The organism is Pseudomonas sp. MIL19 (assembly GCF_028680365.1).
Lineage (GTDB): Bacteria > Pseudomonadota > Gammaproteobacteria > Pseudomonadales > Pseudomonadaceae > Aquipseudomonas > Aquipseudomonas spirodelae.
This window is the reverse complement of sequence record NZ_JAPPVG010000004.1, coordinates 178493-205446: the sequence shown is the minus strand read 5'-3', so window position 1 is coordinate 205446 and position 26954 is coordinate 178493. Positions and strand designations below refer to the sequence as shown.

The 26954-nt window shown below is 61.1% G+C and carries 28 protein-coding genes; 13 read left to right on the top strand and 15 right to left on the bottom strand.

Annotated features, from left to right (window positions below; translation table 11 throughout):
* Positions 1-128: 128 nt before the first annotated feature.
* The 5 genes from N1078_RS05365 to N1078_RS05345 form a co-directional block, all read right to left on the bottom strand.
* A complete protein-coding gene (locus N1078_RS05365; protein WP_274087166.1) occupies positions 129-1472 on the bottom strand; it encodes a DUF1329 domain-containing protein in 1344 nt (447 codons plus the stop codon).
* 180 nt (positions 1473-1652) lie between these two features.
* Entirely contained in the window at positions 1653-2372 is a 720-nt protein-coding gene (gene trmB / locus N1078_RS05360; protein WP_274087165.1) for a tRNA (guanosine(46)-N7)-methyltransferase TrmB, read from the bottom strand.
* Between the two features lie 20 nt (positions 2373-2392).
* Complete coding sequence (locus N1078_RS05355) at positions 2393-3187, bottom strand: thiazole synthase (RefSeq protein WP_274087164.1); 795 nt, start codon at positions 3185-3187, stop codon at positions 2393-2395.
* Between the two features lie 52 nt (positions 3188-3239).
* Positions 3240-3440 carry a sulfur carrier protein ThiS gene (gene thiS / locus N1078_RS05350; protein ID WP_274087163.1) on the bottom strand — a complete coding sequence of 67 codons (201 nt, stop codon included), beginning with the start codon at positions 3438-3440 and terminating at the stop codon, positions 3240-3242.
* Between the two features lie 101 nt (positions 3441-3541).
* Positions 3542-3928 carry a DUF423 domain-containing protein gene (locus N1078_RS05345; protein WP_274087162.1) on the bottom strand — a complete coding sequence of 129 codons (387 nt, stop codon included), beginning with the start codon at positions 3926-3928 and terminating at the stop codon, positions 3542-3544.
* 67 nt (positions 3929-3995) lie between these two features.
* On the opposite strand from N1078_RS05345, the gene mtgA reads away from it, so the two are divergent.
* Positions 3996-4736, top strand: coding sequence for a monofunctional biosynthetic peptidoglycan transglycosylase (mtgA, locus tag N1078_RS05340; RefSeq protein WP_274087176.1), 741 nt, complete (start codon positions 3996-3998; stop codon positions 4734-4736).
* Here the strand turns inward: mtgA and N1078_RS05335 are convergent, their stop codons facing one another.
* The 5 genes from N1078_RS05335 to ftsY form a co-directional block, all read right to left on the bottom strand.
* A complete protein-coding gene (locus tag N1078_RS05335) occupies positions 4737-5348 on the bottom strand; it encodes a hypothetical protein (RefSeq protein ID WP_274087161.1) in 612 nt (203 codons plus the stop codon).
* A gap of 135 nt (positions 5349-5483) precedes the next feature.
* Positions 5484-6338: an RNA polymerase sigma factor RpoH gene (gene rpoH, locus N1078_RS05330; protein WP_274087160.1), complete on the bottom strand. Its 855-nt coding sequence runs from the start codon at positions 6336-6338 to the stop codon at positions 5484-5486.
* Between the two features lie 113 nt (positions 6339-6451).
* Positions 6452-7468 (bottom strand): permease-like cell division protein FtsX, encoded by a 1017-nt coding sequence (gene ftsX / locus N1078_RS05325; RefSeq protein WP_274087159.1) that lies wholly within the window; start codon positions 7466-7468, stop codon positions 6452-6454.
* Complete coding sequence (ftsE, locus tag N1078_RS05320; protein WP_274087158.1) at positions 7465-8133, bottom strand: cell division ATP-binding protein FtsE; 669 nt, start codon at positions 8131-8133, stop codon at positions 7465-7467. The genes ftsX and ftsE overlap by 4 nt, the downstream gene beginning before the upstream one ends.
* 1 nt (position 8134) lies before the next feature.
* The gene (gene ftsY, locus N1078_RS05315) at positions 8135-9574 is read right to left on the bottom strand and encodes a signal recognition particle-docking protein FtsY (protein WP_274087157.1); all 1440 of its coding nucleotides are present in this window, start codon (positions 9572-9574) and stop codon (positions 8135-8137) included.
* A gap of 205 nt (positions 9575-9779) precedes the next feature.
* On the opposite strand from ftsY, the gene N1078_RS05310 reads away from it, so the two are divergent.
* From N1078_RS05310 to N1078_RS05295, 4 genes are all read left to right on the top strand, one after another.
* A complete protein-coding gene (locus N1078_RS05310; RefSeq protein WP_274087156.1) occupies positions 9780-11135 on the top strand; it encodes a M16 family metallopeptidase in 1356 nt (451 codons plus the stop codon).
* Complete coding sequence (locus tag N1078_RS05305) at positions 11128-12609, top strand: M16 family metallopeptidase (protein WP_274087155.1); 1482 nt, start codon at positions 11128-11130, stop codon at positions 12607-12609. Before N1078_RS05310 ends, N1078_RS05305 begins: the two co-directional genes overlap by 8 nt.
* Positions 12609-13214 carry a 16S rRNA (guanine(966)-N(2))-methyltransferase RsmD gene (gene rsmD / locus N1078_RS05300; RefSeq protein ID WP_274087154.1) on the top strand — a complete coding sequence of 202 codons (606 nt, stop codon included), beginning with the start codon at positions 12609-12611 and terminating at the stop codon, positions 13212-13214. Before N1078_RS05305 ends, rsmD begins: the two co-directional genes overlap by 1 nt.
* Before the next feature lie 159 nt (positions 13215-13373).
* The gene (locus N1078_RS05295; RefSeq protein ID WP_274087153.1) at positions 13374-14369 is read left to right on the top strand and encodes a hydrolase; all 996 of its coding nucleotides are present in this window, start codon (positions 13374-13376) and stop codon (positions 14367-14369) included.
* A gap of 176 nt (positions 14370-14545) precedes the next feature.
* Here the strand turns inward: N1078_RS05295 and N1078_RS05290 are convergent, their stop codons facing one another.
* Positions 14546-15205, bottom strand: coding sequence for a TetR/AcrR family transcriptional regulator (locus N1078_RS05290; protein ID WP_274087152.1), 660 nt, complete (start codon positions 15203-15205; stop codon positions 14546-14548).
* A 233-nt stretch (positions 15206-15438) separates the two neighbouring features.
* On the opposite strand from N1078_RS05290, the gene N1078_RS05285 reads away from it, so the two are divergent.
* From N1078_RS05285 to N1078_RS05255, 7 genes are all read left to right on the top strand, one after another.
* Entirely contained in the window at positions 15439-16881 is a 1443-nt protein-coding gene (locus N1078_RS05285; RefSeq protein WP_274087175.1) for a coniferyl aldehyde dehydrogenase, read from the top strand.
* Positions 16882-16945: 64 nt separating this feature from the next.
* Positions 16946-17494, top strand: coding sequence for a twin-arginine translocation pathway signal protein (locus N1078_RS05280; protein ID WP_274087151.1), 549 nt, complete (start codon positions 16946-16948; stop codon positions 17492-17494).
* A 90-nt stretch (positions 17495-17584) separates the two neighbouring features.
* Positions 17585-19180: a GMC family oxidoreductase gene (locus tag N1078_RS05275; RefSeq protein WP_274087150.1), complete on the top strand. Its 1596-nt coding sequence runs from the start codon at positions 17585-17587 to the stop codon at positions 19178-19180.
* A gap of 122 nt (positions 19181-19302) precedes the next feature.
* Positions 19303-19782, top strand: a complete 480-nt coding sequence (gene coaD / locus N1078_RS05270) for a pantetheine-phosphate adenylyltransferase (protein WP_274087149.1) — start codon at positions 19303-19305, stop codon at positions 19780-19782.
* Positions 19783-19895: 113 nt separating this feature from the next.
* Positions 19896-20147 carry a YfhL family 4Fe-4S dicluster ferredoxin gene (locus N1078_RS05265; RefSeq protein WP_136663464.1) on the top strand — a complete coding sequence of 84 codons (252 nt, stop codon included), beginning with the start codon at positions 19896-19898 and terminating at the stop codon, positions 20145-20147.
* Entirely contained in the window at positions 20144-21856 is a 1713-nt protein-coding gene (ggt, locus tag N1078_RS05260; protein ID WP_274087148.1) for a gamma-glutamyltransferase, read from the top strand. The genes N1078_RS05265 and ggt overlap by 4 nt, the downstream gene beginning before the upstream one ends.
* A gap of 293 nt (positions 21857-22149) precedes the next feature.
* Positions 22150-22461: a TRL-like family protein gene (locus N1078_RS05255; RefSeq protein WP_274087147.1), complete on the top strand. Its 312-nt coding sequence runs from the start codon at positions 22150-22152 to the stop codon at positions 22459-22461.
* Between the two features lie 70 nt (positions 22462-22531).
* Here the strand turns inward: N1078_RS05255 and N1078_RS05250 are convergent, their stop codons facing one another.
* The 4 genes from N1078_RS05250 to N1078_RS05235 form a co-directional block, all read right to left on the bottom strand.
* Complete coding sequence (locus N1078_RS05250) at positions 22532-22870, bottom strand: multidrug transporter (RefSeq protein ID WP_274087146.1); 339 nt, start codon at positions 22868-22870, stop codon at positions 22532-22534.
* A 76-nt stretch (positions 22871-22946) separates the two neighbouring features.
* A complete protein-coding gene (locus N1078_RS05245; RefSeq protein WP_274087145.1) occupies positions 22947-23525 on the bottom strand; it encodes a lysophospholipid acyltransferase family protein in 579 nt (192 codons plus the stop codon).
* A gap of 85 nt (positions 23526-23610) precedes the next feature.
* Positions 23611-24423, bottom strand: coding sequence for a bifunctional DNA-formamidopyrimidine glycosylase/DNA-(apurinic or apyrimidinic site) lyase (gene mutM, locus N1078_RS05240; RefSeq protein ID WP_274087144.1), 813 nt, complete (start codon positions 24421-24423; stop codon positions 23611-23613).
* 72 nt (positions 24424-24495) lie between these two features.
* Complete coding sequence (locus N1078_RS05235; protein WP_274087174.1) at positions 24496-25308, bottom strand: HDOD domain-containing protein; 813 nt, start codon at positions 25306-25308, stop codon at positions 24496-24498.
* 236 nt (positions 25309-25544) lie between these two features.
* Here N1078_RS05235 and N1078_RS05230 point away from each other — a divergent pair, with 236 nt between their 5' ends.
* Entirely contained in the window at positions 25545-26741 is a 1197-nt protein-coding gene (locus N1078_RS05230; RefSeq protein WP_274087143.1) for a class I SAM-dependent rRNA methyltransferase, read from the top strand.
* The last annotated feature ends 213 nt before the right edge of the window (positions 26742-26954 follow it).

Here is a 26954-nt window from a genome sequence, read left to right as displayed (position 1 = left end):
TCCAAGTCGCCAGGCTCACCACCACAGTGAACCCGACAGCGCCAGTCACGGCGCTACGCGCCATGCCTGGCGCACCATAAAAAAGCCGCCCAACAAGGGCGGCTTTGCGCTATTGCCAGGGCGTCGGCTCAGTTGCCTTCGCGGCGCAGCGCTTGTGGGGTGAAATCGCGCGGCGTCAGCTTGGCGTTGAAGTTGTACATCGGCTCGTTGTTATCCATGCCGTCGACGAAGTAACGCTCGCCTTTGAAGTCGTAGATGGTTTCCAAGGTGCTGCCGAACATCGGCACGTCGTAGTAGCTGATCGGGTGGCTTTCCTGCACGCCACTCAGCTCACCGCTCTTGTCATACAAATCGACGGCAAGCACCTGCCAGCTGTCCTCGTCGATATAGAAACGACGCTTGGCGTACGGATGGCTGAAGCCTTTACGCAGCTGGGCGTCAACTATCCACACGCGGTGCAACTCGTAACGCAACAGGTCAGGGTTAACGGTGTTGCGCCGCAGGATATTGTCGTAAGGGATGCCCTTCTGGTGGACGGCATAGCTGTTGTACGGCACCAGTTTTTCTTGCTTGCCGACCAGCGTCCACTCGTAGCGATCCGGCGCACCGTTGTAGGCATCGACCACGTCGGCAGTGGCCATGCCGTTGGTGTCAGGCTGCAGGGTGTCATAGGCCAGCATCGGCAAGCGGCGCACGCGGCGCTCGCCACGGTTGAAGCGCCAGGCTTTACGGATCGCCAGCACCTGATCGAGGGTTTCCTGCACCACCAGTGCCGAGCCAGACAGCTTGGCCGGCGCGACCACCTTGTACTTGTAGTAGAACAGGGTGTTATCCAGGTCCTGTGGCGTGACGCCTTCACGACCGTAGAGGAAGTAAATATCACGCTCCAGCTTGAGCAGGTTGTAAGCACCGTTGGACAGCACGGCCGCCTGGTTGGTGACAAAGCTGATCTGGTCGCCACGGTAACGCATGATGTGGTTCCAGATGGCTTCCTGGCCGGTTTTCGGCAGCGGGAAAGGAATCCCGGCCGCCACACCATCGACCCCATTACCGCCGGAAATCAGCTCAGCAGCCTGCGCGTTGAAGCGCGTGGCGTCATAGATGCGTTGCGGTGCGGCGGCACTGCGATGGGTCGGAAACACCCGCAGGAAGTACTCGGGGTTCTTTTCCAGTAATACCTGCAAGCCTGCCGGCAGCAGCGCCTGATATTGCGCCAGGTTCTGGCTGTTGACCTGGTACAGCACGGGGTCGCTGCTGAAAGGATCAGGGTGATGCATGCCCGGCTGATAGTTGGCTGGCGGCTGCGCCACGCCACCGTTCCAGGCCGGAATAGTGCCGGCGGCATTACCCGCGCGCTCACCGCCCAGCGGGGTCAGGTCCTGGCCCAGACGGGTGGCCTGGGCACTGTCGACCTTGGCCTGTGCCTGCAGCGTGCAGGCTGCCAGTAGCAGAATTGTAAATACTCTCAACACAGCGATCTCCTCGCAGCCTGGCCAGTGGCAGGGCTGCTGTTGTTATGGCTCGGGCAATCCTGCCCAGGTGTATGTGCTGTTTTAGTGAGGAGCCGTCCTGGCGAATGTCGGATTATTCCGATCTAGTGCAATCATCCTTGGCTTATGGTCTTGCAGCGCTGGCGCTCCAGCGCGGGGGCATCAGCTGATGCGTTGGAACTTCAAATCCCACACGCCATGCCCGAGGCGCTCGCCGCGGCGTTCGAATTTTGTGGTCGGGCGCTCTGTCGGGCGCGGCACATACTGGCCATCTTCAGCCAGGTTCTGATAGCCGGGGGCGGCACTCATCACCTCGAGCATGTATTCGGCATAGGGCTGCCAATCGGTGGCCATGTGCAACACACCGCCGACCTTGAGCTTTTGCCGCACCAGCTCAGCAAACGCCGGCTGAACGATCCGACGCTTGTTATGTTTGGCCTTGTGCCATGGGTCCGGAAAGAACAGCAGCACGCGGTCAAGGCTGGCATCGGCCACACAGTCACGCAGCACTTCCATGGCATCGCAGCTGTATACGCGCATGTTGTCGAGGTTCTGCGTCATCAGGCCGTTGAGCAGCGCACCAACGCCGGGGCGGTGCACCTCGACCCCGATAAAGTCCTGCTCGGGCGCAGCAGCGGCCATTTCCAGGGTCGAGTGGCCCATGCCAAAGCCGATCTCAAAGGTGCGTGGTGCACTGCGACCGAACACCTGATCAAAGTCGCGCAGGCCATCCTCCAGTTGCAGGCCGAATTTCGGCCAGCCTTGATCAAGGCCACGCTGCTGACCTTCAGTCATGCGCCCGGCACGCATCACGAAACTTTTGATCGCGCGATGCTTGGAGGTGTCTGCAGCCGGCTCGGGCTGTTGTGGCAAATCAGTCATGCTGTGCTCTTAGGATGCGTTTACTTGATCAGGCCACCCAGCGGCGACGAGGCGCTGGCATAGAGTTTCTTCGGCATGCGTCCGGCCAGATAGGCCATACGTCCGGCGATGATGGCGTGCTTCATCGCCTCGCCCATCAAAATTGGGTGCTGTGCATTGGCAATCGCGCTGTTCATCAATACCGCCTCGCAGCCCAGCTCCATGGCAATGGCCGCATCCGAAGCCGTGCCCACGCCGGCATCAACCAGCACCGGCACCGTGGCCTCTTCGAGGATGATGCGCAGGTTGTACGGGTTGCAGATGCCCAGACCGGTGCCGATCAAACCGGCTAGCGGCATCACCGCGATGCAGCCCATGGCCGCCAGTTCGCGGGCAATGATCGGGTCATCGCTGGTGTAGACCATTACGTCGAAACCATCCTTGACCAGCACTTCGGCGGCCTTGAGGGTTTCGATCACGTTAGGGAACAGGGTCTTCTGGTCGGCCAGCACTTCCAGCTTGACCAGCTTGTGGCCGTCGAGCAGTTCGCGGGCCAGGCGGCAGGTGCGCACCGCTTCAACGGCGTCGTAGCAACCGGCAGTGTTCGGCAGGATGGTGTAGCGCTCGGGGCTGATCACATCCAGCAGGTTCGGCTCGCCCGGGTTCTGCCCGATATTGGTACGGCGCACCGCCACGGTAACGATCTCGGCACCCGAGGCTTCAATGGCCAGACGGGTTTCTTCGAGGTCTTTGTACTTGCCGGTCCCGACCAGCAGGCGCGATTGGTAGGTACGGCCCGCCAGGGTGAAAGGCTTGTCGTTAGGAACGTGGCTCATGGGTAATCCTCTTGAAGTGGGTGGGTAGTCATCAGGCAGCTGGCTAGCGGCCTCAACCACCACCAATGGCATGCACCACTTCAACCTGATCACCTTCACGCAGGGCGGTGGTGAGGTGCTGGCTGCGCGGCACGATATCCAGATTGAGCTCTACCGCGACGCGGCGGCCGGCCAGATCCAGACGCTCGATCAACCCACCGACGGTTGCGCCGTCGGGCAATTCGAATGGTTCACCGTTTAACAGAATACGCATGACGGCTCGCTCCCAACGGGAAAAGGGCCGGCATTCTAGCCTGATCACCGGCGTTGACCAAGGCTAAAGGCGGCTGCCCGTCACGCTTTCTGACTTACGGGTCAGCGCTCACCGCGCCCCGGCAGCTGCCAGGCAGCAACACCCAGACACGCCCAACCGGAGAGAAATGCTACGCCGCCCAAGGGGGTAACCATGCCCAACGCACTGATACCACTCAAGGTCAGCGCATAAAGGCTGCCAGAGAACAGCAGGGTACCGAGAGCAAATAAGCTGCCCGCACAGCTGACCAGGCGCGACGGGCGCAGCAAGGCCAGCAGGCCGACGCCAAACAGCGCCAAGGCGTGCACTAACTGATACTGCGTGCCTGTCTGGAACACCGCGAGGTACGCTGGCGTCAGCTGACTCTTCAAGCCATGCGCCGCAAAAGCGCCCAGGGCTACACCGGTAAAGCCGGTACACGCAGACAGTAATAACCACAGACGCGCCATGCATCACTCCAGCGATAAAGACAAGGCTGGCTATAATGGCCGGCAAATTCGTCCTGGCCAAGCACGCATGGTTCGCTCCCTCTTCCGCCGACTGCTCAAACTCCTGCTCTGGTTGATGATCGCCTCGGTATTGCTGGTGCTATTGCTGCGCTGGGTGCCACCACCCGGCACCGCCCTGATGGTCGAGCGCAAGGTCGAGTCCTGGCTCAACGATCAGCCCATCGACCTGCAGCGCAGCTGGCGGCCCTGGAGTGAACTGCCGGATGACCTGAAGATGGCGGTGATCGCCGGCGAGGACCAAAAGTTTGCCGAGCACTGGGGCTTCGACATCGCCGCCATCCAGGCCGCGTTGGCGCACAATCAGCAAGGCGGCTCACTGCGTGGCGCCAGCACCCTCAGCCAACAAGTGGCGAAAAACCTGTTCCTCTGGTCCGGCCGCAGTTGGCTGCGCAAGGGCATCGAGGTGTGGTTCACCGGGTTGGTCGAACTGCTTTGGCCAAAGCAGCGGATTCTTGAGGTGTATCTTAATAGCGTTGAATGGGGTGACGGGGTATTCGGTGCCGAGGCCGCGGCGCGGCATCACTTCAACATCGGTGCCCCTTATCTGTCACGCCAGCAGGCCAGCTTGCTCGCCGCAGTACTGCCCAACCCGCGCGAATGGAGCGCTGGCCGACCCAGCGCCCACGTCAGCCGCCGCGCCAGCTGGATTCGCCAACAAATGCGCCAGCTGGGCGGCAACCATTACCTCAATCGCTTACAACCAAACCGTCCCGACTGGTTACGTGAGTGGCTCCCCAGCGGGTTCTAACTAACGCTGCTTGAGTAGATGGCGCGGTACGGCGTAGAGAAAATACAGCTCGCCATCCTGCAGGTGCGCGGTCATGCCCAACTCGGGATAGACCCAAGCCTGCCCCTCGGCCAGCTCCAGCGTCAGGCGCGGCTGGCCGATACTGGCCGCTAGCCGCGCTGCATCCAGCGGCGCAGGCGGCAACAGGGTCAGCGCAATAATCGGCCGATTGGCCAAGGACACCAGCAGCTGACTGCCCAGTGGCTGCGCCTTATCCGTCGGTTTTAGCCCAGCGGCCGCCAGCAAGCTCTCGCGCTCAGCGTCCTCAAGCCCCACCTCCGCCTCCAGCGACCAGGCTTCATTGCCATCCTGCAACTCACCGCGATAGAGCAGGCGCGCACCATCCAGGTTGGGCTGCAGCCACAGCTCGCCCTCGAGAGCATCACGCAGGTGCACCACGCTCAGCCGATCATCGGCCAGGGGCGTCAGCACCTCGGTTTGCCATTGCGCCAGCCAGGGCAAAGGTTGCGCGGCCGGCTGCGGACGCATCAGCCATGCGCCCCAGGCAAAGAACATGGCTGCAACGACAGTAACGATCAGCCAGTGCAACGGCCGCAATGGGGGGAATTTCATTGAGTTTTCCTTGACCATAAAAAATCGCCGGGAGCGATTTTTAACGTCGCATAGCGACGGCCCGAAGGGTGGCCGCCAGGGATGGCAGGCCATAAAAAAGCCGCACCTAGGTGCGGCTTTTGACAGTAGCGCGATTTACGCGGCGATCGAACCCTTGAGCTTGTTCATCGCGTTTTTTTCCAGCTGACGAATGCGCTCGGCCGACACGTTGTACTTGGCCGCCAAGTCATGCAGCGTGGCCTTCTCTTCAGCCAGCCAGCGCTGGTAAAGGATGTCACGGCTGCGCTCGTCCAAGCCTTCCAGCGCTTCGTGCAGATTGGCACTTGAGCTGTCGGTCCAGTCGGAGTCCTCCAACTGCCGCGCCGGGTCGTAGCGGTTATCTTCCAGGTAATTAGCCGGCGACTTGAACGCGCTTTCGTCATCCGCCTCGGCAGCCGGATCGAAGGCCATGTCATGCCCAGTCAGGCGGCTTTCCATCTCGCGTACTTCGCGCGGTTCCACGCCCAGGCTTTCGGCCACGGCATGCACTTCATCGTTGTTCAGCCAGGCCAAACGCTTCTTCTGGCTGCGCAGGTTGAAGAACAGCTTGCGCTGCGCCTTGGTGGTGGCAACTTTGACAATGCGCCAGTTGCGCAGGATGAATTCGTGAATCTCGGCGCGGATCCAGTGCACGGCGAACGACACCAGGCGCACACCCATTTCCGGGTTGAAGCGCTTGACCGCCTTCATCAGGCCAACGTTACCTTCCTGAATCAGGTCAGCCTGGGCCAAGCCGTAACCGGAGTAGCTGCGGGCGATGTGCACCACAAAGCGCAGGTGCGCCAAAACCATTTGCCGGGCGGCTTCAAGGTCTTGGTTGTAGAAGAGATTTTCCGCCAGCTCACGCTCCTGCTCGGGGGTCAACAGCGGGATGCCGTTTACCGCATGCACGTAAGCCTCCAGGTTGGCACCCGGAACCAGAGCATGAACAGGTTGCATAGAAGTGGACATTTGGATCCTCCTACTTACGAAATCGTGTGGCAGTCTAGCACCGCTCAATAAGACGTTGGGCCTATCTACAAGTTCCCTTACACATAGTCAATATCAAGCAAAACAATAACTTACTACCTTGGAGCCAGCTCGTTCAAGTGCCTTGCTACAGCCAGCCAGGCGCCAATATAGCCCAACAGTACCGCGCCGAGCAGTAGGGATAGACCATCGGCCATCGGCACGCCATCCAGAGCGAAGTCGCTGCCGTACAAACCCGCCAGACGCACCACGGCGTCGTTCAGCCAGCCCAGGCCATAAGCCAGCAGCAACCACGCCAGCAGCCCAGCGCCTAAACCGTAGAGCGTACCCATATAAAGAAAGGGCCGACGCACATAGCTGTCGGTACCGCCGACCAGCTTGATCACTTCGATCTCGGTGCGGCGATTTTCGATATGCAGACGAATGGTATTGCCGATCACCAGCAGCAGCGCCAGAACCAACAGCAGGGTCAAACCGAAGACAAAACGTTCGCCCAGCTTAAGCATCGCGCTCAACCGCTCGACCCAGAGCAGATCCAACTGCGCTTGCTGCACGCGCGGCAACTCGGCCAGACGCAAGCGCAAGGCCTCCAGGGCAACTTTGTCGACTTCCTGCGGGGTGACCACAATCACCCCCGGCAGCGGGTTATCCGGTAGCTCTTTCAGCGCCTCGCCCAACCCCGACTGTTGCTGAAACTCGGCAAGTGCCTGCTCACGGCTGATCCACTCCGCTTCCGCCACATCATCCATCTCGGCGATTTGCTCGCGTAGCGCCTGCCCCTGAGACTCAGTGGCATCAATCTGTAAAAACAGGGAAATCTGCGCCGCACGTTGCCAGGACACACCCAAGCGCTCGACGTTATCCAGCAGCAAAGCCAGGCCCATGGGCAGGCTCAAGGCTACGGCCATGACCAGACAGGTGAAGAAGCTGCCAATCGGCTGTTTGCCCAGCCGGCGCAGGCTGTCGACCAGGCTGGCGCGGTGGCTTTCCAGCCAGGCATGTAACTGATGGGAAAAGCTCGGGCCGTCATCCGGGGTTGGCGGCTCGGTCTTTTTCGCCGCCGCGCCAACGCGCTGCGCCGGTTGCGGCGGTGGCATACGGGTGGCGCTCATGCCGCCTCCCCGTCGCCGATCAGGCGGCCGCGTTGCAGGGTCAACATACGGTGGCGCATGCGGGCAATCAGCGCCAAATCGTGACTGGCAATCAGCACCGTGGTACCCAGGCGGTTGATGTCTTCAAACACACCCATGATCTCGGCCGCAAGACGCGGGTCAAGGTTGCCGGTGGGTTCGTCCGCCAACAACAAGGCCGGACGGTGAACCACCGCGCGAGCAATACCGACACGCTGCTGCTGACCGGTGGACAGGTCGCCGGGGAATTGCTCGGCTTTGTCCGCCAGCGATACGCGCTCCAGGGCGGTGCGCACACGGCTGCCGATTTCGTCCTTGGACAAGCCCAGAATCTGCAAAGGCAGCGCTACGTTGTCGAACACACTGCGATCGAAGAGCAATTGGTGATTCTGGAACACCACACCAATCTGCCGGCGCAGAAAGGGAATCTGCGCATTGGTGATATGCGACAAATCCTGCCCGGCCAGCAGCAATTTGCCGCTACTTGGCCGTTCCATCGCCAGCAGCAGGCGCAGCAAGGTACTTTTGCCCGCGCCGGAGTGGCCAGTGACGAACAAAAACTCGCCACGGCGCACATGGAAACTTAGTTCGTGCAGCCCGACGTGGCCGTTGGGGTAGCGTTTACCGACCTGCTCGAATTTGATCATCCTATTTCTCCGCGAACAGCGCCTGAACGAAGGCTTCGGCCTCGAAGGTACGCAGGTCGTCGATGCCCTCGCCGACGCCGATATAGCGAATCGGCAGGGCGAACTGCTTGGCTAGGGCGAAAATCACCCCGCCCTTGGCGGTGCCGTCCAGTTTGGTCAGGGCCAGGCCGGTGAGGCTGACGGTCTGGTTGAACTGCTTGGCCTGATTGATCGCGTTCTGCCCAGTGCCGGCATCCAGCACCAGCAATACCTCGTGCGGCGCGGTGTCATCCAGTTTGCCGATCACCCGGCGCACCTTCTTCAACTCTTCCATCAGGTTATCTTTGGTGTGCAGACGCCCAGCGGTGTCGGCAATCAGTACATCCATCCCGCGCGATTTCGCCGCTTGCACAGCATCAAAGATCACCGAGGCCGAGTCAGCGCCGGTGTGCTGGGCGATCACCGCGATCTGGTTGCGCTCGCCCCACACCTGCAGCTGCTCGACAGCTGCAGCGCGGAAGGTGTCGCCAGCGGCCAGCATGACCTTCTTGCCATCCTGCTGGAGTTTTTTCGCCAGTTTGCCGATGGTGGTGGTCTTACCCGCACCATTCACGCCGACCACCAGAATCACGTAGGGCTGCTTGCTGCTGTCGATCTTCAGCGGCTGCTCGACCGGTTTGAGCAGCGTGGTCAACTCTTCCTGCAAGGCTTTATAGAGCGCGCCACTGTCGGCCAGCTCCTTGCGTGCCACGCGCTTGGTCAGGTTCTGCACAATCGCGGTGGTGGCCTCGACGCCAACGTCGGCGGTTAGCAGGCGGGTTTCGATGTCTTCCAGCAGGTCATCGTCGATGACTTTCTTGCCAAGGAACAGGCTGGCCATGCCTTCGCCGAGGCTGGCACTGGTTTTCGACAAGCCTTGCTTGAGGCGCTCAAGGAAACCGGCACGGTTTTCTTCCGGGTTCTTGGCTGCCACCTCGACCTTGACCGGCTCAACCACCGGGACCTGAACCGGGGCTGGTGGCTCAACGATCGGCTCAACCACCACCGGCGGCTCAACATGGGCATGCAGCACTTCGCTGCCGGCATTGATACGGAAGCGTGACGGCCGTGGCACCGGGCTCGCCTCGCCGGCTTCAGGCTGTGCCGCTACGGCAGGCGCGACCTGCTCAACCGGAGCAACCGGAGCAACCGGAGCAACCGGAGCAGGCTGTGGCTCAGCCACTGGCGTGTCGAGTGGTTTTACCGCGGGCACTGGCGCGTCGTTGACGGGCTCAGCCGGTGCAGGGGCGGCAACCTCGGGAGCAACCGGAGTAGCCGGTTGTTCGCTAACCGGTGCGGGTTGCGGTGCCGGGCTGGCCGGCGCTTGCGGCTTTTTACGCAGCCAGCCGAACAGGTCTTTCTTCTCCGCTGGCTTGGCGCCAGAAGGAGCGGGGGTCTTCTTGTCGTCGTTGGAACCAAACATGGAGGACGGCTATCTCAAAGGAGCGACGCGCGCAGCAACAGGCTCTGAAGGCATTACTCACGCAGCATTAAAAGCTGAAGAGTGTACGCAGTAACAATCAGATGCCTGAGTAGGCGTGGTCGTCAGTAAAACGGATGCGTATCCTAGCACCTCCGCGCCCGCCGACGCTAAGACCAAGCGGGCCCGTCCGACAGGTCGAGAATCTATGTCAATAATTGCCCAACGCACTGCCGCTTTATTGCTGGGCGTGCTCTGTACGCCGCTGCTGGCCTTTGCCGCCGCGCCGCAACCCACCCATGAATTCAGCCTGGATAACGGCCTCAAGGTCATCGTGCGCGAAGATCATCGCGCCCCGGTGGTGGTCTCCCAGCTCTGGTACAAGGTCGGCTCCAGCTACGAGACGCCCGGCCAGACCGGCTTGTCCCATGCCCTCGAACACATGATGTTCAAGGGCAGCCGCAAGCTCGGCCCCGGCGAAGCCTCACGCATCCTGCGTGAACTGGGCGCAGAGGAAAACGCCTTCACCAGCGACGATTACACCGCCTATTACCAAGTGCTGGCCCGCGACCGGCTGGCCATCGCCCTGGAGCTGGAAGCCGACCGTCTGGCCAGCCTCAAGCTGCCGGCCGACGAGTTCGCCAAAGAAATCGAGGTCATCAAGGAAGAGCGCCGCCTGCGCACCGACGACAAGCCGTCGAGCCTGGCCTACGAGCGCTTCAAGGCCATGGCCTACCCCGCCAGCGGTTATCACACGCCGACCATCGGCTGGATGGCCGACCTTGAGCGCATGACCGTCGAGGAGCTGCGCGCCTGGTACGAAGCCTGGTACGCGCCAAACAACGCCACCCTAGTGGTGGTGGGCGACGTCAGCGTCGCCGAGGTGAAAATCCTCGCCGAACGCTATTTCGGCGCCATCCCCAAGCGCACCGTGCCCACCGCCAAGGCGCCGCGTGAACTGGCCGCGCCGGGCGAACGACGCATCACCCTGCACCTGAAAACCCAGCTGCCGAGCCTGATGATGGGCTTCAACGTACCGGGCCTGGCCACCGCCGAACAGCCGCGTCAGGTGCACGCCCTGCGCCTCGCCGCCGCCCTGCTCGATGGCGGCTACAGCGCTCGCCTGCCGACCCGCCTAGAAAGAGGTGAGGAACTGGTATCCGGCGCGTCTGCCTGGTACGACGGCTTCTCCCGCGGCGACAGCCTGTTCATTCTTTCCGCCACGCCCAACGTGCAGACCGGTAAGACCCTGGAGCAAGTGGAAGCCGGCCTGTGGCGTGAGCTGGAGGATTTGAAGAACACCCCACCGAGCGCCGAGGAACTGGCCCGCGTAAGGGCGCAAGTGATTGCTGGGCTGGTCTACGAGCGCGACTCCATCACCAGCCAGGCCACCGCCATTGGCCAGCTGGAAACCGTCGGCCTGTCGTGGAAACTGATCGATCAGGAGCTGGCTGAACTGGAAGCCGTCACCCCAGCCGACATCCAACAAGCCGCCAGCACCTTCTTTACCCGCGACCGCCTAAGCGTCGCCCATGTTCTACCTGAGGAGAAGGGCAATGAGTGAGCGCAACGGCCTACGTTACGGCCTGCTCGGCCTGGCGCTACTGATATTGCTGGCGCTGCTGGCCCTGGTGATCAACCGCCCGGATAGCAGCCCAACACCCGCTGCGGCCGTCGAGTCGGACAGCATTGAGTCCCTGGCTGCGCTGGGTGACCAGGCGCCAAGTCGCCGCGACCTGAACATCCAGACCTGGCAAACCGCCGAAGGCGCCAAGGTGCTGTTCGTTGAAGCCCGCGAGCTGCCGATGTTCGACCTGCAACTGACCTTTGCCGCCGGCAGCAGCCATGACGACGGCATCGCCGGCTTGGCCATGCTGACCAATGCCATGCTAAACGAAGGCGTACCGGGTAAGGATGTTGGCGCGATTGCCGCAGGCTTCGAAAACCTCGGCGCCAACTTTGGCAACGGTGCTTACCGCGACATGGCCATTACCAGCTTGCGCAGCCTCAGCGCTGCGGACAAACGCGAACCGGCCATGCAGCTGTTCAATCAGGTCATCGGCCAGCCGACCTTCCCCGAAGACTCGCTGGCGCGGATCAAGAACCAGCTACTGGCTGGCTTCGAATACCAGAAGCAGAACCCCGGCAAACTGGCCAGCCTGGCACTGTTCGAGCGGCTGTACGGCACGCACCCTTACGCGCATCCCAGCGACGGCAATGCCGAGTCGATTCCGGCGATCAGCCGTGAACAGCTGCAAGCCTTCCACGCCAAAGCCTACACCGCCAATAACGCGATCATCGCGCTGGTTGGTGACCTCTCGCGCAGTGATGCCGAAGCTCTAGCCAATGCGGTGTCCGCCGCCCTGCCAGAAGGCCCGGCGCTGCCACGCATCGCCCAACCGCAAGAACCCAAGGCCGGCCTGCAGCACATCGAGTTCCCCTCGAACCAGACCCACCTGATGATCGCCCAGCTCGGCATCGACCGCCGCGATCCGGACTACGCCGCGCTTTACCTGGGTAACCAGGTATTCGGCGGCGGTGGTTTCGGCACGCGCCTGATGACCGAAGTGCGCGAGAAACGCGGCCTGACCTACGGCGTCTACTCAGGCTTCAGCGCCATGCAGGCGCGCGGCCCATTTATGATCAACCTGCAGACCCGCGCCGAACTCAGCGATGGCACCCTGCAACTGGTCAAAAGCATGTTGGCCGACTTTATCGCCAATGGCCCGACCGCCGACGAGCTGAACAACGCCAAGCGCGAGCTGGCCGGCAGCTTCCCGCTGTCCACCGCCAGTAACGCCGCCATCGTCGGCCAGCTGGGTTCGATGGGGTTCTACGACTTGCCGCTGAGCTACCTGGAAGACTTTATGCGCGACGTGCAGGCGCTGGACGTGGCGCAGGTCAAAACGGCCATGGCCAGACACCTCGACCCAGAAGCCCTGGTGATCGTCACCGCTGGCCCGACGGTCGCGCAAAAAGAACTGCCGCCGCCCACCGACACCCCCGCCGAGCAACCTTCAGCAGTACCGGAGCATTAATGAGCAAGCGACCCAAGCCGCCGAAAGCCAACCCCGCCCATAGTGGCGATGGCCAGCTGCGCATCATCGGCGGGCGATGGCGCTCGCGCCAGTTCAACTTCCCCATGGCTGCCGGGCTGCGGCCAACGCCGAACCGGGTGCGCGAGACCCTGTTCAACTGGCTGGCGCCCTACGTTGAAGGGGCCAAGGTGCTCGACCTGTTCGCCGGTAGCGGCGCGCTGTTCCTCGAAGCGCTGTCGCGCGGTGCCGGCAGCGCCCTGGCGCTGGACCTTAACCCAGCCGCCATCAACAGCCTGCGCAGCCACCTGCATACGCTGAACTGCGACAACGGCCAACTGCAACAGATCAATGCCCTGCTCTTCCTGCAAAACCCGGCTACGGCGCCGTTTGACCTGGTATTCCTCGACCCGCCGTTCAACCAGGACCTGTTGCTTCCGGCCTGCCAGGCCCTTGAAAACAACGGCTGGCTGGCCGCAGATGCCTGGGTCTATACCGAGAGCGAAAACGCCCCGTCCAGCCTCGGCATGCCCGGCAACTGGCGCTTACACCGCGAACAAAAGGCCGGGCAGGTGTATTACGCACTGTGGCAGCGCACCGCCGCCTAGCGCTTTTGTAGGGTGGGTTAGCCTACAGCGCAACCCACCTGGCTCTAGACCACGCGGCATAGCCGCCTTGGTCGGCTATGCCATTCAGCCGCTGCATTTAGCTTCCGTTTCACCGCCTCAAGCCCTAGCCTGAGGGCTTACCCGCCTGATACCGCAACCATGAAAACGTCCTTCAAACCTGCTTGGTGGCTGCCCGGCCCGCACCTGCAAACGCTGTGGAACCCGATGTGTCGCCAACCCGCGAAACTGGCGCGCACACGCGAACGGTTATGGCTGGAGGATGGCGACTTTCTCGATCTGGACTGGCACGGCCCACATGAAGCCAGCACCCCGCGGGTGTTGGTGCTGCATGGCCTGACCGGCTCATCCGACTCGCTGTATGTGCTGGGCTTGCAGCAGCAACTGGCAGCTCAGGGCTGGGCCAGCGTGGCGCTGAACTGGCGCGGCTGCTCAGGCGAGCCGAACCTGCTGGCCCGTGGTTATCACTCCGGCGCCAGTGAGGATTTGGCGGAAACCGTGCGTCACCTGCGCGCCCAGCGGCCGATGGCGCCGCTGTATGCGGTGGGTTATTCGCTAGGCGGCAATGTGCTGCTCAAATATCTGGGGGAAACCGGCGCCGACAGCCAGTTGCAGGGCGCAGCGGCAGTCTCGGTGCCGTTTCGTCTGGATCAGTGCGCTGACCGCATCGGCATGGGCTTTTCTCGGGTCTACCAAAGCCACTTTATGCGCGAGATGGTCGCCTACGTGAAAGACAAGCAGCGCCTGTTCGCTCACCAAGGCATGAGTGATCGCCTGTCCACCCTGGAGAAGCTCGGCCCGTTGGACAATATGCGCACTTTCTGGGACTTCGACGGCCGCATCACCGCACCGCTGCATGGCTACGCCGATGCCGAGGACTACTACCGCCGCGCGTCCAGCCGCTACTTCCTTGGCCGGATCGAGACGCCCACGCTGATTATCCAGGCCGCCGACGACCCCTTCGTATTTGCCCATAGCCTGCCGGAAGTAACTGAACTGTCGCCGAGCATCCAGTTCGAGCTACACGCCCACGGCGGCCACGTCGGTTTTGTCGAAGGCAGCCTGGGTAAGCCGGGTTATTACCTGGAGCGACGCATTCCGCAGTGGCTGACCGCACAGGCGGCCAAGCCACTGTAGGGTGGGTTAGCCACGCAGGAAGCCAGCCCCGACAAGCGAAGCGGGTTTGGCGCGCGGCGTAACCCACCAGGCGCAATCCCAGCCACCGCGATGGTGGGTTACACCGCGCGCAAAGGCAGCAGTATCAAAATAGATCGTGGCAATGCGCGGCTAACCCACCCTACGCCAGTTGCAACTCAGCTTACCTGTTCAAGCGGCACATGCAGCTTGGAGTACAACGCCTCCACAGCCTCACGTGCTTGCGGGGCGGTGTAGCCGCCTTCCAGCGCCAGCACCTGATAGATGCCACGGCGCAGCATGTCCTCACTGAGGTCGCCTGGGTTACCGCGTGTGGTGCAGAGGAAGCGCACCCAGGAGGTCATGATGATCCAGCTATTAAGGGTTAACGCTTCGATCTGCGACGCATCCATCAGCAAGATGCCGGCCTCGACAAAGCCCTGATAAATCCCCTGCGCCTGCGCCAAGCAGCGCTGGGCAAATTGCCGGTAGCGCTCAGCCAACGCCGCATCGCTTTCCAGCAAATGCTCAAGGTCGCGGTGCAAAAACCGGTAATGCCACATGGCCGCGAGCAGCGCCTCCAGGTAGAAGGTCTTGTCCTGCACGGTTAGCGCCCGACCTTCCGGACGACGCAGGAAGATATCCACCTGGCTTTCATACAGGGCGAACAGTTCGGCGATGATCGCCTGCTTATTGCGGAAGTGGTAATACAGATTGCCCGGTGAAATCCCTAGGTGCGCCGCGATGTGGTTCGTGCTGACGCTGCGCTCGCCCTGAGCGTTAAACAGCGCCAGGCTCTCTTGAATGATGCGTTCGCGGGTTTTAAGTGGGGCTGACATAACGGCTCGTTCTCAATTCAAAGCCCGGCAAAAGTACACGTTCAACCGCACAAAGAGCTACCCAGCGCCGAGCCAGATCAAGCACTTACACGCCACTGGAATGCGCCAACCGGTTGATCGTGTCCTGCGATTTGACAGATTAGAGCAATTGCTCTAAAAATCCAGCATCCCTTTTCCGCAGTGGTCTCAGTCATCTGATGCACTGCATTGCCGGAACGCCAAGGAGCAGCATGATGGTCGCCGACGTCTCTTACCTCGAACAAAGCCTGCACAACAGCCAACAGCAGATCAGCCAGCTGGAGAGCAGCTTTACCCGTCAGCGCCAGGCATACAACGCCAACCCAATGCCCTCGGCGGAGCAACGCATGCAGTGGCTCAACGCGCTGCGCGAGCTGCTCAGCAACGAGCGGGACGCGTTGATCAGCGCCATCAGCCAGGACTTCAGCAACCGCAGCGCCGATGAAACCCTGCTCGCCGAGCTGATGCCCAGCCTGCATGGAATCCACTACGCGACCAAACGCATCAAAAAATGGATGAAACCGTCACGGCGCAGCGTCGGCATGCAATTTATGCCCGCTGCCGCCAAGGTGATCTATCAACCGCTGGGCGTGGTTGGGGTGATCGTGCCGTGGAACTACCCGCTGTTTCTCGCCGTCGGCCCGCTGGTAGGTGCGCTGTCGGCCGGTAACCGGGTGATGATCAAGATGAGCGAGTCGACCCCGGCCACCTCGCAACTGGTCAAGGATCTGCTGGCCAAGGTCTTCCCCGAGGATCTGGTCACCGTGGTACTGGGTGAGGCGGAAGTGGGCATGGCCTTCTCCAAACTGCCGTTCGACCACCTGCTGTTCACCGGTGCCACCAGCATCGGCAAACACGTGATGCGCGCCGCCGCCGACAACCTCACGCCGGTCACGCTGGAGTTGGGCGGCAAGTCGCCGGCCATTGTCTCCGCCGACGTACCGCTGAGTGACGCCGCCGAACGCATCGCCTTCGGCAAGACCATGAACGCCGGTCAAACCTGCGTCGCCCCGGATTATGTGCTGGTGCCGAAGGACCGCGTGGATGGCTTTGTAGAGGCTTACCGCCACGCGGTGCAAAGCTTCTTCCCGACGCTGGCGGACAACCCGGACTACACCGCCATCATCAACGAGCGCCAGCATCAGCGCCTCAACAGCTACCTGCAGGACGCCGAAAGCAGGGGCGCGACTGTTATCTCGCTGTACCCAGAAGCCCAGGGCCGGCGCATGCCACAGGCCGTACTGCTGAATGTGACGGATGAAATGAAGGTGATGCAGGACGAGATCTTCGGCCCGCTGCTGCCGATCATCCCGTACGACAAGCTGGAAGACGCCTTTGCCTATATCAACCAGCGCGACCGGCCGCTGGCGCTGTACTACTTCGGTTACGACAAGGGCGAGCAGCAACGTGTCCTGCACGAAACCCATTCGGGCGGCGTATGCATCAACGACACCCTGCTGCACGTGGCCCAGGACGATATGCCGTTCGGCGGCGTCGGCCCGTCCGGCATGGGCCATTACCACGGCCATGAAGGCTTCCTCACCTTCAGCAAGGCCAAGGGGGTGTTTATCAAGCAGCGCTTTAACGCCGCCAAAACGATCTACCCACCCTATGGCAAAACCCTGCAAAAACTGATCTATAAGCTGTTCGTACGCTGACCTGATCCGGGCGGGCTCAGTCGCACTGCGCCCGCCCACAGCCTGATTCGGTGATAACAATAAAATGCACACCACCCGCACACTTGAAGCACCTAACCTGTCACGCCGCAGCCTGCTCAAGGTGGGCCTACTGGGCACCGCCCTGCTCGGCACGGCGGGCCTGACCGCCACCCTCAGCGGCTGCTCGGCCAGCACACCAAAAGCCGGTTTTGCGGTGCTGCGCGAAACCGACCTGCCCTTCCTGCAGGCGCTGATCCCGGTGCTGCTCGCGGGCGCGGTGCCCCAAGCGCAGATGCCGCAGGCCATCAGCGGCACCCTGGAGAACCTCGACTACAGCCTCAATCACCTATCGCCCGAACTGCTCAAGCTGACCGTGCAGCTGTTCGATGTGCTGGCCCTGCCCATCACCCGCGGCCCACTGACCGGGGTTTGGGGCAGTTGGCAGAACGCCTCGGCCGCCGATATACAGGCGTTTCTTGAGCGCTGGCAAAACAGCTCGCTGGCGCTGCTGCAAATGGGCCACGCCTCGCTGTTGCAGTTAGTCATGATGAGTTGGTACAGCCGCGCCGAGTCGTGGGCGCACTGCGGCTACCCCGGCCCGCCAACTGTTTGACCTCGACCTACTGCGCCTCGGCCAGGCCGCGAGATCGTCAATAAGCGGAACCACTGGACGCTAATAAGAATTCGCCTGAGAGCACCTCAAATGCCCGTACCCGATAGTTTCAAAGAAGGCCTGGCCCGTGGCTGGAAGACCTACAACGGTTCGCAGCTAGACAACGACCTAACCCTCGAAGCGGACGTCGCCATCGTCGGCAGCGGCGCGGGCGGCGGCACTTCGGCTGAAATACTCAGCGCTGCCGGCTTCAAGGTGCTGCTGATCGAAGAAGGCCCGCTGAAAACCAGTGACGACTTCAAGATGCTCGAAGACAAGGCCTATGCTGAGCTGTACCAGGAAGGTATCGGGCGCATGAGCAAGGATGGCGCGATCACCATCATGCAAGGCCGTGCAGTCGGTGGCACCACCCTGATCAACTGGACCTCAAGTTTTCGCACGCCCACGCCGACCCTGGAACACTGGGCCAAGGAGCATGGCGTCCAAGGCCACAGCGCCGAAGACATGGCGCCCTGGTTTGCGCAGATGGAACAACGCCTGGGCGTCGCCCCCTGGGCCGTGCCGCCGAACGCCAACAACGCAGTGATCAGCAGCGGCTGTGAAAAGCTCGCCTATGAATGGCAGGTCATTCCGCGCAATGTGCGCGGCTGCTGGAACCTCGGCTACTGCGGCATGGGCTGCCCAACCAACGCCAAGCAGTCGATGCTGGTTACCACCATCCCGGCGACCCTGGATAAAGGCGGCGAGCTGCTCTACCTGGCGCGCGCCGAACGTTTGCTGCTGGATGGCGACACAGTCACGGGCATCGAATGCCTGGGCATGGACGCGCGCAGTGTCGCGCCCAATGGCCGCCGCATTACCGTTAAGGCCAAGCACTACGTGCTGTCAGGCGGTGGTATCAATACGCCGGGCATTCTCTTGCGCTCGGGTGCTCCCGACCCGCATCAGCGCACCGGCAAACGCACCTATCTGCACCTGGTGAACTTCTCTGCTGCGCAGTTCGAACAGGTGATTAATCCGTTCTATGGCGCGCCGCAGTCAATCTATTCCGACCACTTCCAGTGGGATGACGGCGCAGCAGGGCGCCTCTCCTACAAGCTCGAAGTGCCACCGCTGCAACCCGCCATCACCGCCACGATGCTGGGGCGCTTTGGCATCGACAATGCCATGCGCATGGATCAGCTGCCCCACACCAACGTGATGCTGGCGTTGATGCGCGATGGTTTTCACCCAGACAGCGCCGAAGGCAAAGTTGAGTTGCGCGGCGATGGTAGCCCGGTGCTCGACTACCAGATGACCGATTACACCTGGGACGGCATACGCCGCGCCTTCCATACCATGGCCGACATCCAGTTTGCCGCAGGGGCCAAAGCGGTGCTGCCGCTGCACGCCGATGCCGGCTATGTGAAGACCCTGGCGGAGGCGAAAAGCCTGATCGACAGCCTTAGCCTTGAGCTGTATCGCACGCGCCTGGGCAGCGCCCACGTGATGGGCGGTTGTGCCATGGGTGAAGACCCACAAAAGGCGGTGACCGATAGCCTTGGTCGCCATCACCAACTGAGTAACCTGTCGATCCATGACGGCTCGTTGTTCCCCACCAGTATCGGCGCCAACCCACAGCTGTCGATCTACGGCCTGACCGCCAAACTCGCGACAAAACTCGCCGAACGCCTCAAGCACGCCTGATAACAGGGTATTCACGGGCCATTCTGCGCCCGTGAATCACGGCGATCCGCCGTGCCCGACTTGGCCACGGTGAAGCGCTGCGCTACCATCCGTCTCCCCAACGAACCCGCCAGGACGTCACGATGAATCGAGTGTTATACCCAGGCACCTTCGACCCCATCACCAAGGGGCACGGCGACTTGGTCGAGCGCGCGGCACGGCTGTTCGACAGCGTGATCATTGCAGTCGCCGCCAGCCCGAAGAAGAACCCGCTGTTCAGCCTGGAACAACGCGTCGAACTGGCCCGGGAAGTGACCAAGCACCTGCCCAACGTTGAAGTAGTGGGTTTCTCAACCCTGCTGGCGCACTTCGCCAAGGAACAGGGCGCGAATGTATTTCTGCGCGGCCTGCGCGCGGTGTCCGACTTCGAATACGAGTTCCAACTGGCCAATATGAACCGCCAGCTGGCCCCTGACGTGGAAAGCCTGTTCCTAACCCCGTCAGAAAAGTACTCGTTTATCTCCTCAACCCTGGTGCGTGAGATCGCCACGCTGGGCGGCGACATCTCCAACTTCGTGCACCCGGCGGTGGCCGCTGCGCTGACTGAACGCTTCAAGCGCTGAGCCATTACCGCAAGGCCGCGTGCATGCGCGGCCATGATGCGGCACAATTTGCGCCAACGTCTTTCTGTACACATCTAGGCTGCGCCACCGGTTTGCAGCGGGAGTGGTTACACATGTCACTGATCATCACCGACGACTGCATCAACTGCGACGTCTGCGAACCCGAGTGCCCTAACGCGGCCATTTCCCAGGGCGAAGAAATCTACGAAATCGACCCCAACCTGTGTACGGAATGCGTCGGCCATTACGATGAACCGCAATGCCAGCAGGTCTGTCCGGTCGATTGCATCCCGCTCGATGAGAACAATGTCGAGAGCAAGGATGATTTGATGCAGAAGTACCTGATCATTACCGGTAAAGCATGAGCACCGGCCGCCTGATCCGCGGCCATCTCCCCTGGCGCGCCCTGTTCGGTGCGCTTGCCCTACTCTGCGCCCTTGAACTGCATGCCGCCGCACTGCCCGAGCGCATTGCGGTTGCCACGGCGCACCCCGCCGCTACCGTCGCGGGCCAGGAAACCCTGGCACTGGGCGGCAATGCCTTCGATGCGGCCGTCGCCATCAGCGCCGCTCTCGCGGTAGTCGAGCCCTACGGCTCAGGGCTGGGCGGCGGCGGTTTCTTTTTATTGCGCGAAGCCGGCGCATCACCCACCTATCGCTTCCTTGATGCCCGCGAGCGTGCGCCACTGGCGGCCCATGCCGACCTTTATAAAGTCGATGGTGAAGTCCACAAACAGCTGTCGCTGAACGGCGCACTGGCGGCTGCCATTCCCGGCTTGCCGGCGGCGTTGGTGCAACTGGCAGAGCGTTTCGGCCGCCTACCACTGCGTGACTCGCTGGCCCCGGCTATTCGCCTGGCCCGCAGCGGTGTCAGTATCGACCGGGTTTACCGTGAGCGCGCGGGCTGGCGCCTTGAGGCCATGCGCAGTGATGCAGAAACCGCGCGGCTGTTCCTCGAAAAAGGCGACATACCGGAACAATTCAGCCTACTGCGCCAACCCGAACTGGCCCTGACACTGGAGCAACTGGCCGCACAGGGTCATCAAGGCTTTTACGGCGGCAAGGTCGCCGAAACACTCGTCCAGGCGGTACAGGCGGCAGGTGGCATCTGGTCGCTCAAAGACTTGGCCGAGTACCGTATCGTTGAGCGCCAGCCGTTGCGCGTCCAGCTTGATCAAGGCCGCGAGCTGATCAGCGCACCGCCACCGTCAGCGGGCGGCATTGCCTTGGGGCAAAGCCTGCTGATGCTGCAGCAACTGCCCTGGCAGCAGGTCGATGCCGTGCAGCGCACCCACCTCGTGGTCGAGACCTTGCGCCGTGCTTACCGCGACCGAGGCCTGCTCGGCGATCCCGACTTTGTGAACAACCCAGCCGCCCAACTGCTTGCACCTGACTACCTAAAGCAGCTGACCAGCAGCATCGACCCGCAACACGCCACACCAAGCGACAGCCTGCCACCGAGCAGAGCCTGGAAAGAAGGTGATCACACCACCCACTTCACCGTACTCGACACCGAGGGCAATGCCGTCGCCGCCACACTGTCGGTCAACCTGCCCTTCGGCGCCGCCTTTACCGTGCCCGGCACCGGCGTATTGCTGAACAACGAAATGGATGACTTTGCCGCCGACATACAAGGCAGTAACGCCTACGGCCTGAGCGGTAGCCAGGCCAACAGCATTGCCGCCGGCAAACGGCCCCTGTCGAGCATGAGCCCGAGCTTTATCGAAAGCCCTGAGGATTTCGCCAGCTTCGGCACGCCAGGCGGCAGCCGGATTCCCAGCATGGTGCTGCTGGCGATGCTCGAGTACCTAGATCAACAACCCATCGACCGCTGGCCCAGTGTCGCGCGCTACCACCATCAGTTCCGCCCAGACCTGATCGAGCACGAGCCAGACACATTCAGCGCAGCACAACGCGCGGCGCTAAACGCACTGGGGCATCAATTGAAATCGACGGAGCGGCAGTACGGGAATCAGCAGGTGCTGTTCTGGGACAAACAAGGCGGGAGGGTTGAGGCGGCCAGTGACCCGAGAGGTATCGGTGCGGCGGTAGTCAAACCAGCCGTACCGCAGTAATTCGCTTACTGCTGGCGTTCACTTAAATCACACCTGGCCGCCAGCCCGAATCGGTAGCCAGGCGTGGTCAAGGCTATTAAAAATATTCACCATATTTAAAAAACGCATATATCCACCTCAAAAATATAGAGACAGCATTAAACCAAACGTTTCACAGACGGTACGTGTGTGGGACACGCATCAAAATAGGCTAGCGCACGAGTATAAATAATCGCTGATTTTTTGAGCGTGATAATATTGCCAACGGCGATCAGGAGATCGCTCTTTATTTTAATAACATGCAAGGACAAAACATGAAAATTAAAGCTCTTTTCTTAGCTTTCGGGGTTCTAGCGCTAAACGGCTGCGCTGTTGTCTCATCCCCGGTTGGCTCAGCACTGTTTACCGATGTAAGTGCTCCAGTTTCAGCTACAAATGCAACTGATGCCAGCAGAGTAGGTAAAAGCTGCGCAAGCAACATACTAGGCTTGGTGGCTACTGGCGAAGCTTCAATTGAAGCAGCTAAACGTGCCGGTGGGGTCACAACTGTTAGTAGTGTTGATGGTTACAGCACAAACGTTCTGTTCCTCTATGCGCGTTATTGCACTGTCGTTAAAGGTCAATAATCACCCGTATGTCTAAATAATCAAAAAGGCCGCTCAACATGAGCGGCCTTTTTGATTATTTACAGGGCGGTTAATGTGAGCTATCGGCAGAGCTGGTACACCCAAGACACCGAGCAAAAGCCTCCCTTCCAGGCTCAAGCACAAGAGCCTCGGCACTTTCATCAATATTACCGCCCAAGGCAGTAAACGGCAGACTAACAACAAAGGCCACAGCACCAATAGCGGTAGCACCGATCAGCAGTGGTCGAGCAATCAGCAGATCACCCAGCATCGAAAATGCCCCAGGTGCGTTAGCCGTATACAGGGGGTCCCCGCTGGTATTCTGCTGCGCTGCCTCAGCATGGGCTGGCAGCGCCAGCAGGCCAGTGGTCAGCGCCAGAGCAGCAGCGGTTGAGCGGAACAGTTTCATGGGGCGATCCTTCAGTGTTTAGGAGGCAGTGAGACTAACTATAACAGCGCATTGGTAATTGTCAGCGTGACGCCCGTCAATCCCCATAAAAGGCATATTCAGGTTTTTTCGGGATAAAGGGCCGGTAAAACGCCAGGATCGCATTGAGATCAGCAGTTTCGTCACCCGTCGGCATAAACGTCGGCCCGATAAACACACGCCGATTCTGATAGTCCAGCGCACCCAGCACGATCGGCACGCCGGCTCCCAGGGCAATGTGATAGAAGCCCATTTTCCAGCGCTCAACCTTCTTGCGCGTGCCTTCAGGCGAGAGCACCAACATAAAATGCTCATGTTCGCTAAAGGCCTGTATCGCCTGCTCGACGGTATTGCCCTGGCGCTCACGACGGATAGCAATACCACCCCACGCACGCATCAGCGCGCCAAAGGGCCAGCGGAAAATCGTGTGCTTACCGAACCAGCGGGCATTCAGGCGCAGCACAAATTTCACTGCGATAAAAATCACGAAGTCCCAGTTGGAGGTGTGGTGCGCGCCGATGACGACAAACTTGTCGAGTTTCGGCAGTTGGCCTTCGATACGCCAACCCATCAATTTCAGCGCCACGCGGCCCACCCATTCGGCCAGCCGGTTGCGGGGCAGATAGTTACCGGACATCAATACCTCGGTCTTTCTTATTGTTATGCGCTCAGCGCCTGCCAGTTGCGGCCGAGTAGTAAAATCTCAACGCGCAGCAAATACTTTAGCGTTGGCAGCGCGGGCAATACACGCTAGCGCGCTGGCCCAGCTTAACCTCGCGCAGGGTACTGCCGCAGTGCTTGCAGAACTCACCGCCACGGCCATACACAAACAGTTCTTGCTGGAAATACCCCGGCTGACCATCGCCGCCAACGAAGTCGCGCAGGGTGGTGCCGCCGCGCTCAATGGCGTGAGCGAGGATGCGTTTTATTTCAACCGCCAACTTTAGGTAGCGCGCCCGCGACACGGAGCCGGCTTCGCGACGCGGATCGATGCCCGCCGCAAACAGCGCCTCCGAGGCATAGATATTACCCACGCCGACCACCACCGCGTTGTCCATGATAAAGGGCTTAACCGCCATGGCCCGGCCACGCGACTGCTGAAACAACCGCTCGCCATCAAACAACTCGGTCAAGGGCTCTGGCCCTAGCTTGCTCAACAGCACATGGCTCAATGGGTCGGCACTCCAAAGCAGTGCACCGAAACGCCGAGGGTCGGTGTAGCGTAAGGCCAGGCCAGACTCCAGCTCGATATCTACATGCTCATGCTTGGCCGCCGGCAGGCCGCACTCGACCAGGCGCAGGCTGCCAGACATGCCCAGATGGCTTATTAGGCTGCCGGTTTCGGCCTTGATCAGCAGGTACTTGGCGCGCCGCTCGACGCATTCGATACGCTGCCCGGACAGCTGGATATCCAGGTCCTCGGGGATCGGCCAGCGCAGCCGGCGCTCGCGCACGATCACCCGGCTAACGCGCTGACCTTCAAGGTAGGGCGCAATGCCGCGGCGGGTGGTTTCTACTTCTGGAAGTTCTGGCATAGCGAGTCATCAGCTGAGCAATTGGAGCGGGCGTCTACCTTATCAGCAATGCCCCGAAAACGACGCCACAGGCTAGCGCGCGCCGAGGTCGCGAATGCTCTCGCGCAGGTTCTCGAAGTCATACTCCGACAGCCCGACATACTCCAGCACCAGCTGCTCAATGCTTTGCCATTCATGGTCCTCAGCCTGATTGCCAAGCACCCGATGGCTGGCACAGATGTGCTCCGCCATCTTCAGGATCGCCAGCAGGGTTTTCAGCGGTGCATCGCGGCTGGCGTCTTCGCTAAAAATCGCCAGCGCGTTGTGGTGGCTGGCAATTGCCTCGCACAGGTGCAGCGGCAGGTTCCACGACTTGGCAGTGAAGTAGCCAACTACTGCATGGTTGGTATTCAGCAGACGGTTTTCGGTATCCACCACCCGACGCTCATCGGTAGCACTGGCATAAGCTTCTTCCAGCACGCTCATGTAATGGGGGAACCGCTTGAGCATCAGCGGGATGCCGCAATTGTGAAACAGGCCCAGGGCGTAGGCCTCATCCGGCGAGTGGTAACCGATGCGCTTGGCCAGACTCAGACACGTCACAGCCACATCCTGAGCGGTGTCCCAGAAGCGGTTGAGGGTGACGATAGCCTCATCCGTCAGTTCGCCACGAATCGACTGCGCATTGATCAGGTTGATCACCGTATTGCAGCCCAACAAGTTGACCGCCTGCTGGATCGAGGCGATGCGGTTGGCCAGGCCGAAGAACGGCGAGTTCACCAGCTTTAGCAGCGCGCCAGACAACCCCGGGTCTTGGCTAATCAGCTTGGCGATGGCGCGTAGATCCGGATCGGGCATCACTTGTTCCATCTGCAAATCCACCATGATCTGCGGCTGCGGCGGCACGCTGATGCCTTGCAGTACTTGCCGGATATAGTCGGCGGAGAGCTCTTGAGACATGACAGGGAAAACCGGAATGAGAGGTGTGCCACAGTTTAGCGACTCCCCCAACACTTCCACAGTCGCGTTTTGTAACCGCCGCGACGCTAGGGTTTGTTGACCTTTCAGCGCGACCGCAGCGGAAACGCCAACAGAGCGGGATGAACCGGCTATAATTCCGCTCTTTTTTCGGAGTCCCCAGCATGTCCCTGCCCAGCCTGCGCCTGAAAGCCAACGCCGACCGACGCCTGCGCGCCGGCCACCTGTGGGTCTACAGCAACGAAATCGACGTCACCGCCACACCACTGAGCGGCTTTGTGGCCGGCGACCAGGCCATCCTCGAAGCGGCCGGCGGTAAAGCGCTGGGCGTCGTGGCGATGAGCCCGAACAACCTGATCTGTGCGCGCCTGCTGTCGCGTGACCTCAAGCATGTGCTGGACAAATCCCTGTTGGTGCACCGCCTCAACGTGGCCCTGTCACTGCGCGAGCGCCTGTTCGACAAGCCCTGCTACCGTTTGGTATTCGGCGACTCCGACCTGCTGCCGGGTCTGGTGGTCGACCGTTTCTTCGACATTCTGGTGGTGCAGCTGGCCTCAGCGACCATGGAGCGGCATAAAGAAGATGTGCTCGCTGCGCTGATTCAGGTGTGCAAGCCTAGCGGCATCCTGCTCAAGAACGACTCTGCCGCGCGCGACGCCGAAGGCTTGCCGCGTTACGTGGAAACGCCATTTGGCGTGGTCCCGGAGTGGGTCGCGCTGGAAGAGAACGGCGTGAAGTTTGAAGCCCCGGTCATTGAAGGGCAGAAAACCGGCTGGTTCTACGACCACCGCATGAACCGCGCACGCCTGGCGCCCTACGTCAAAGGCAAGCGCGTACTCGACCTGTTCAGCTACATCGGCGGCTGGGGTGTGCAAGCGGCAGCCTTTGGCGCAAGCGACGTAATGTGCGTGGACGCCTCCGGCTTCGCCCTCGACGGGGTTGAGCGCAACGCCGCGCTGAACGGCCTGACCGATAAAGTTGCCTGTGTTGAAGGCGATGTCTTCGAAGCTCTGAAACAACTCAAGGCGTCAGAAGAGCGCTTCGACGTGATCGTTGCCGACCCGCCCGCCTTTATCAAACGCAAGAAAGACCAGAAAAACGGCGAAGGCGCCTACCGCCGCCTCAACGAGCAAGCCATGCGCCTGCTCAATAAGGACGGCATCCTGATCAGCGCCAGCTGCTCCATGCACCTGGAAGAGGACAACCTGCAAAACATCCTGCTGACCAGCGCGCGCCACCTGGACCGCAACATCCAACTGCTCGAACGCGGCGCCCAAGGCCCGGACCATCCGGTGCACCCGGCGATTGCCGAAACCCGCTACATCAAAAGCCTCACCGTGCGCCTGCTGCCCAACAGCTAAATGCCGCCGCACGTGCACCGATATATCAATCACGCCTAAGCGTGCGCACCTGCCGAGTGCATCTCGGCAGGTGCTTCCTTCTACCCCGCACTGTTACCACTCCCCACACCTGCCTGGCGCAACCGCGCCACTGCGCTAGGCTCAAACCCCAGTACTGCTGTGATTACGATGCCCTGCAGCAGTACTGGCACAGTGCTTGCGTTGCTTGAATAC

Bases quoted from the DNA above. Each gene is read 5' to 3' on its own strand.
- N1078_RS05335 (WP_274087161.1), bottom strand. From the start codon at position 5,348: ATGAAATTCCCCCCATTGCGGCCGTTGCACTGGCTGATCGTTACTGTC.
- ftsY (WP_274087157.1), bottom strand. From the start codon at position 9,574: ATGTTTGGTTCCAACGACGACAAGAAGACCCCCGCTCCTTCTGGCGCC.
- N1078_RS05280 (WP_274087151.1), top strand. From the start codon at position 16,946: ATGCACACCACCCGCACACTTGAAGCACCTAACCTGTCACGCCGCAGC.
- N1078_RS05285 (WP_274087175.1), top strand. From the start codon at position 15,439: ATGGTCGCCGACGTCTCTTACCTCGAACAAAGCCTGCACAACAGCCAA.
- rpoH (WP_274087160.1), bottom strand. From the start codon at position 6,338: ATGTCCACTTCTATGCAACCTGTTCATGCTCTGGTTCCGGGTGCCAAC.
- N1078_RS05250 (WP_274087146.1), bottom strand. From the start codon at position 22,870: ATGAAACTGTTCCGCTCAACCGCTGCTGCTCTGGCGCTGACCACTGGC.
- N1078_RS05310 (WP_274087156.1), top strand. From the start codon at position 9,780: ATGTCAATAATTGCCCAACGCACTGCCGCTTTATTGCTGGGCGTGCTC.
- N1078_RS05355 (WP_274087164.1), bottom strand. From the start codon at position 3,187: ATGAGCCACGTTCCTAACGACAAGCCTTTCACCCTGGCGGGCCGTACC.
- N1078_RS05290 (WP_274087152.1), bottom strand. From the start codon at position 15,205: ATGTCAGCCCCACTTAAAACCCGCGAACGCATCATTCAAGAGAGCCTG.
- N1078_RS05245 (WP_274087145.1), bottom strand. From the start codon at position 23,525: ATGTCCGGTAACTATCTGCCCCGCAACCGGCTGGCCGAATGGGTGGGC.
- N1078_RS05295 (WP_274087153.1), top strand. From the start codon at position 13,374: ATGAAAACGTCCTTCAAACCTGCTTGGTGGCTGCCCGGCCCGCACCTG.
- N1078_RS05305 (WP_274087155.1), top strand. From the start codon at position 11,128: ATGAGTGAGCGCAACGGCCTACGTTACGGCCTGCTCGGCCTGGCGCTA.
- N1078_RS05345 (WP_274087162.1), bottom strand. From the start codon at position 3,928: ATGGCGCGTCTGTGGTTATTACTGTCTGCGTGTACCGGCTTTACCGGT.
- ggt (WP_274087148.1), top strand. From the start codon at position 20,144: ATGAGCACCGGCCGCCTGATCCGCGGCCATCTCCCCTGGCGCGCCCTG.
- N1078_RS05255 (WP_274087147.1), top strand. From the start codon at position 22,150: ATGAAAATTAAAGCTCTTTTCTTAGCTTTCGGGGTTCTAGCGCTAAAC.
- N1078_RS05275 (WP_274087150.1), top strand. From the start codon at position 17,585: ATGCCCGTACCCGATAGTTTCAAAGAAGGCCTGGCCCGTGGCTGGAAG.
- ftsE (WP_274087158.1), bottom strand. From the start codon at position 8,133: ATGATCAAATTCGAGCAGGTCGGTAAACGCTACCCCAACGGCCACGTC.
- trmB (WP_274087165.1), bottom strand. From the start codon at position 2,372: ATGACTGATTTGCCACAACAGCCCGAGCCGGCTGCAGACACCTCCAAG.
- N1078_RS05265 (WP_136663464.1), top strand. From the start codon at position 19,896: ATGTCACTGATCATCACCGACGACTGCATCAACTGCGACGTCTGCGAA.
- mutM (WP_274087144.1), bottom strand. From the start codon at position 24,423: ATGCCAGAACTTCCAGAAGTAGAAACCACCCGCCGCGGCATTGCGCCC.
- rsmD (WP_274087154.1), top strand. From the start codon at position 12,609: ATGAGCAAGCGACCCAAGCCGCCGAAAGCCAACCCCGCCCATAGTGGC.
- coaD (WP_274087149.1), top strand. From the start codon at position 19,303: ATGAATCGAGTGTTATACCCAGGCACCTTCGACCCCATCACCAAGGGG.
- ftsX (WP_274087159.1), bottom strand. From the start codon at position 7,468: ATGAGCGCCACCCGTATGCCACCGCCGCAACCGGCGCAGCGCGTTGGC.
- mtgA (WP_274087176.1), top strand. From the start codon at position 3,996: ATGGTTCGCTCCCTCTTCCGCCGACTGCTCAAACTCCTGCTCTGGTTG.
- thiS (WP_274087163.1), bottom strand. From the start codon at position 3,440: ATGCGTATTCTGTTAAACGGTGAACCATTCGAATTGCCCGACGGCGCA.
- N1078_RS05230 (WP_274087143.1), top strand. From the start codon at position 25,545: ATGTCCCTGCCCAGCCTGCGCCTGAAAGCCAACGCCGACCGACGCCTG.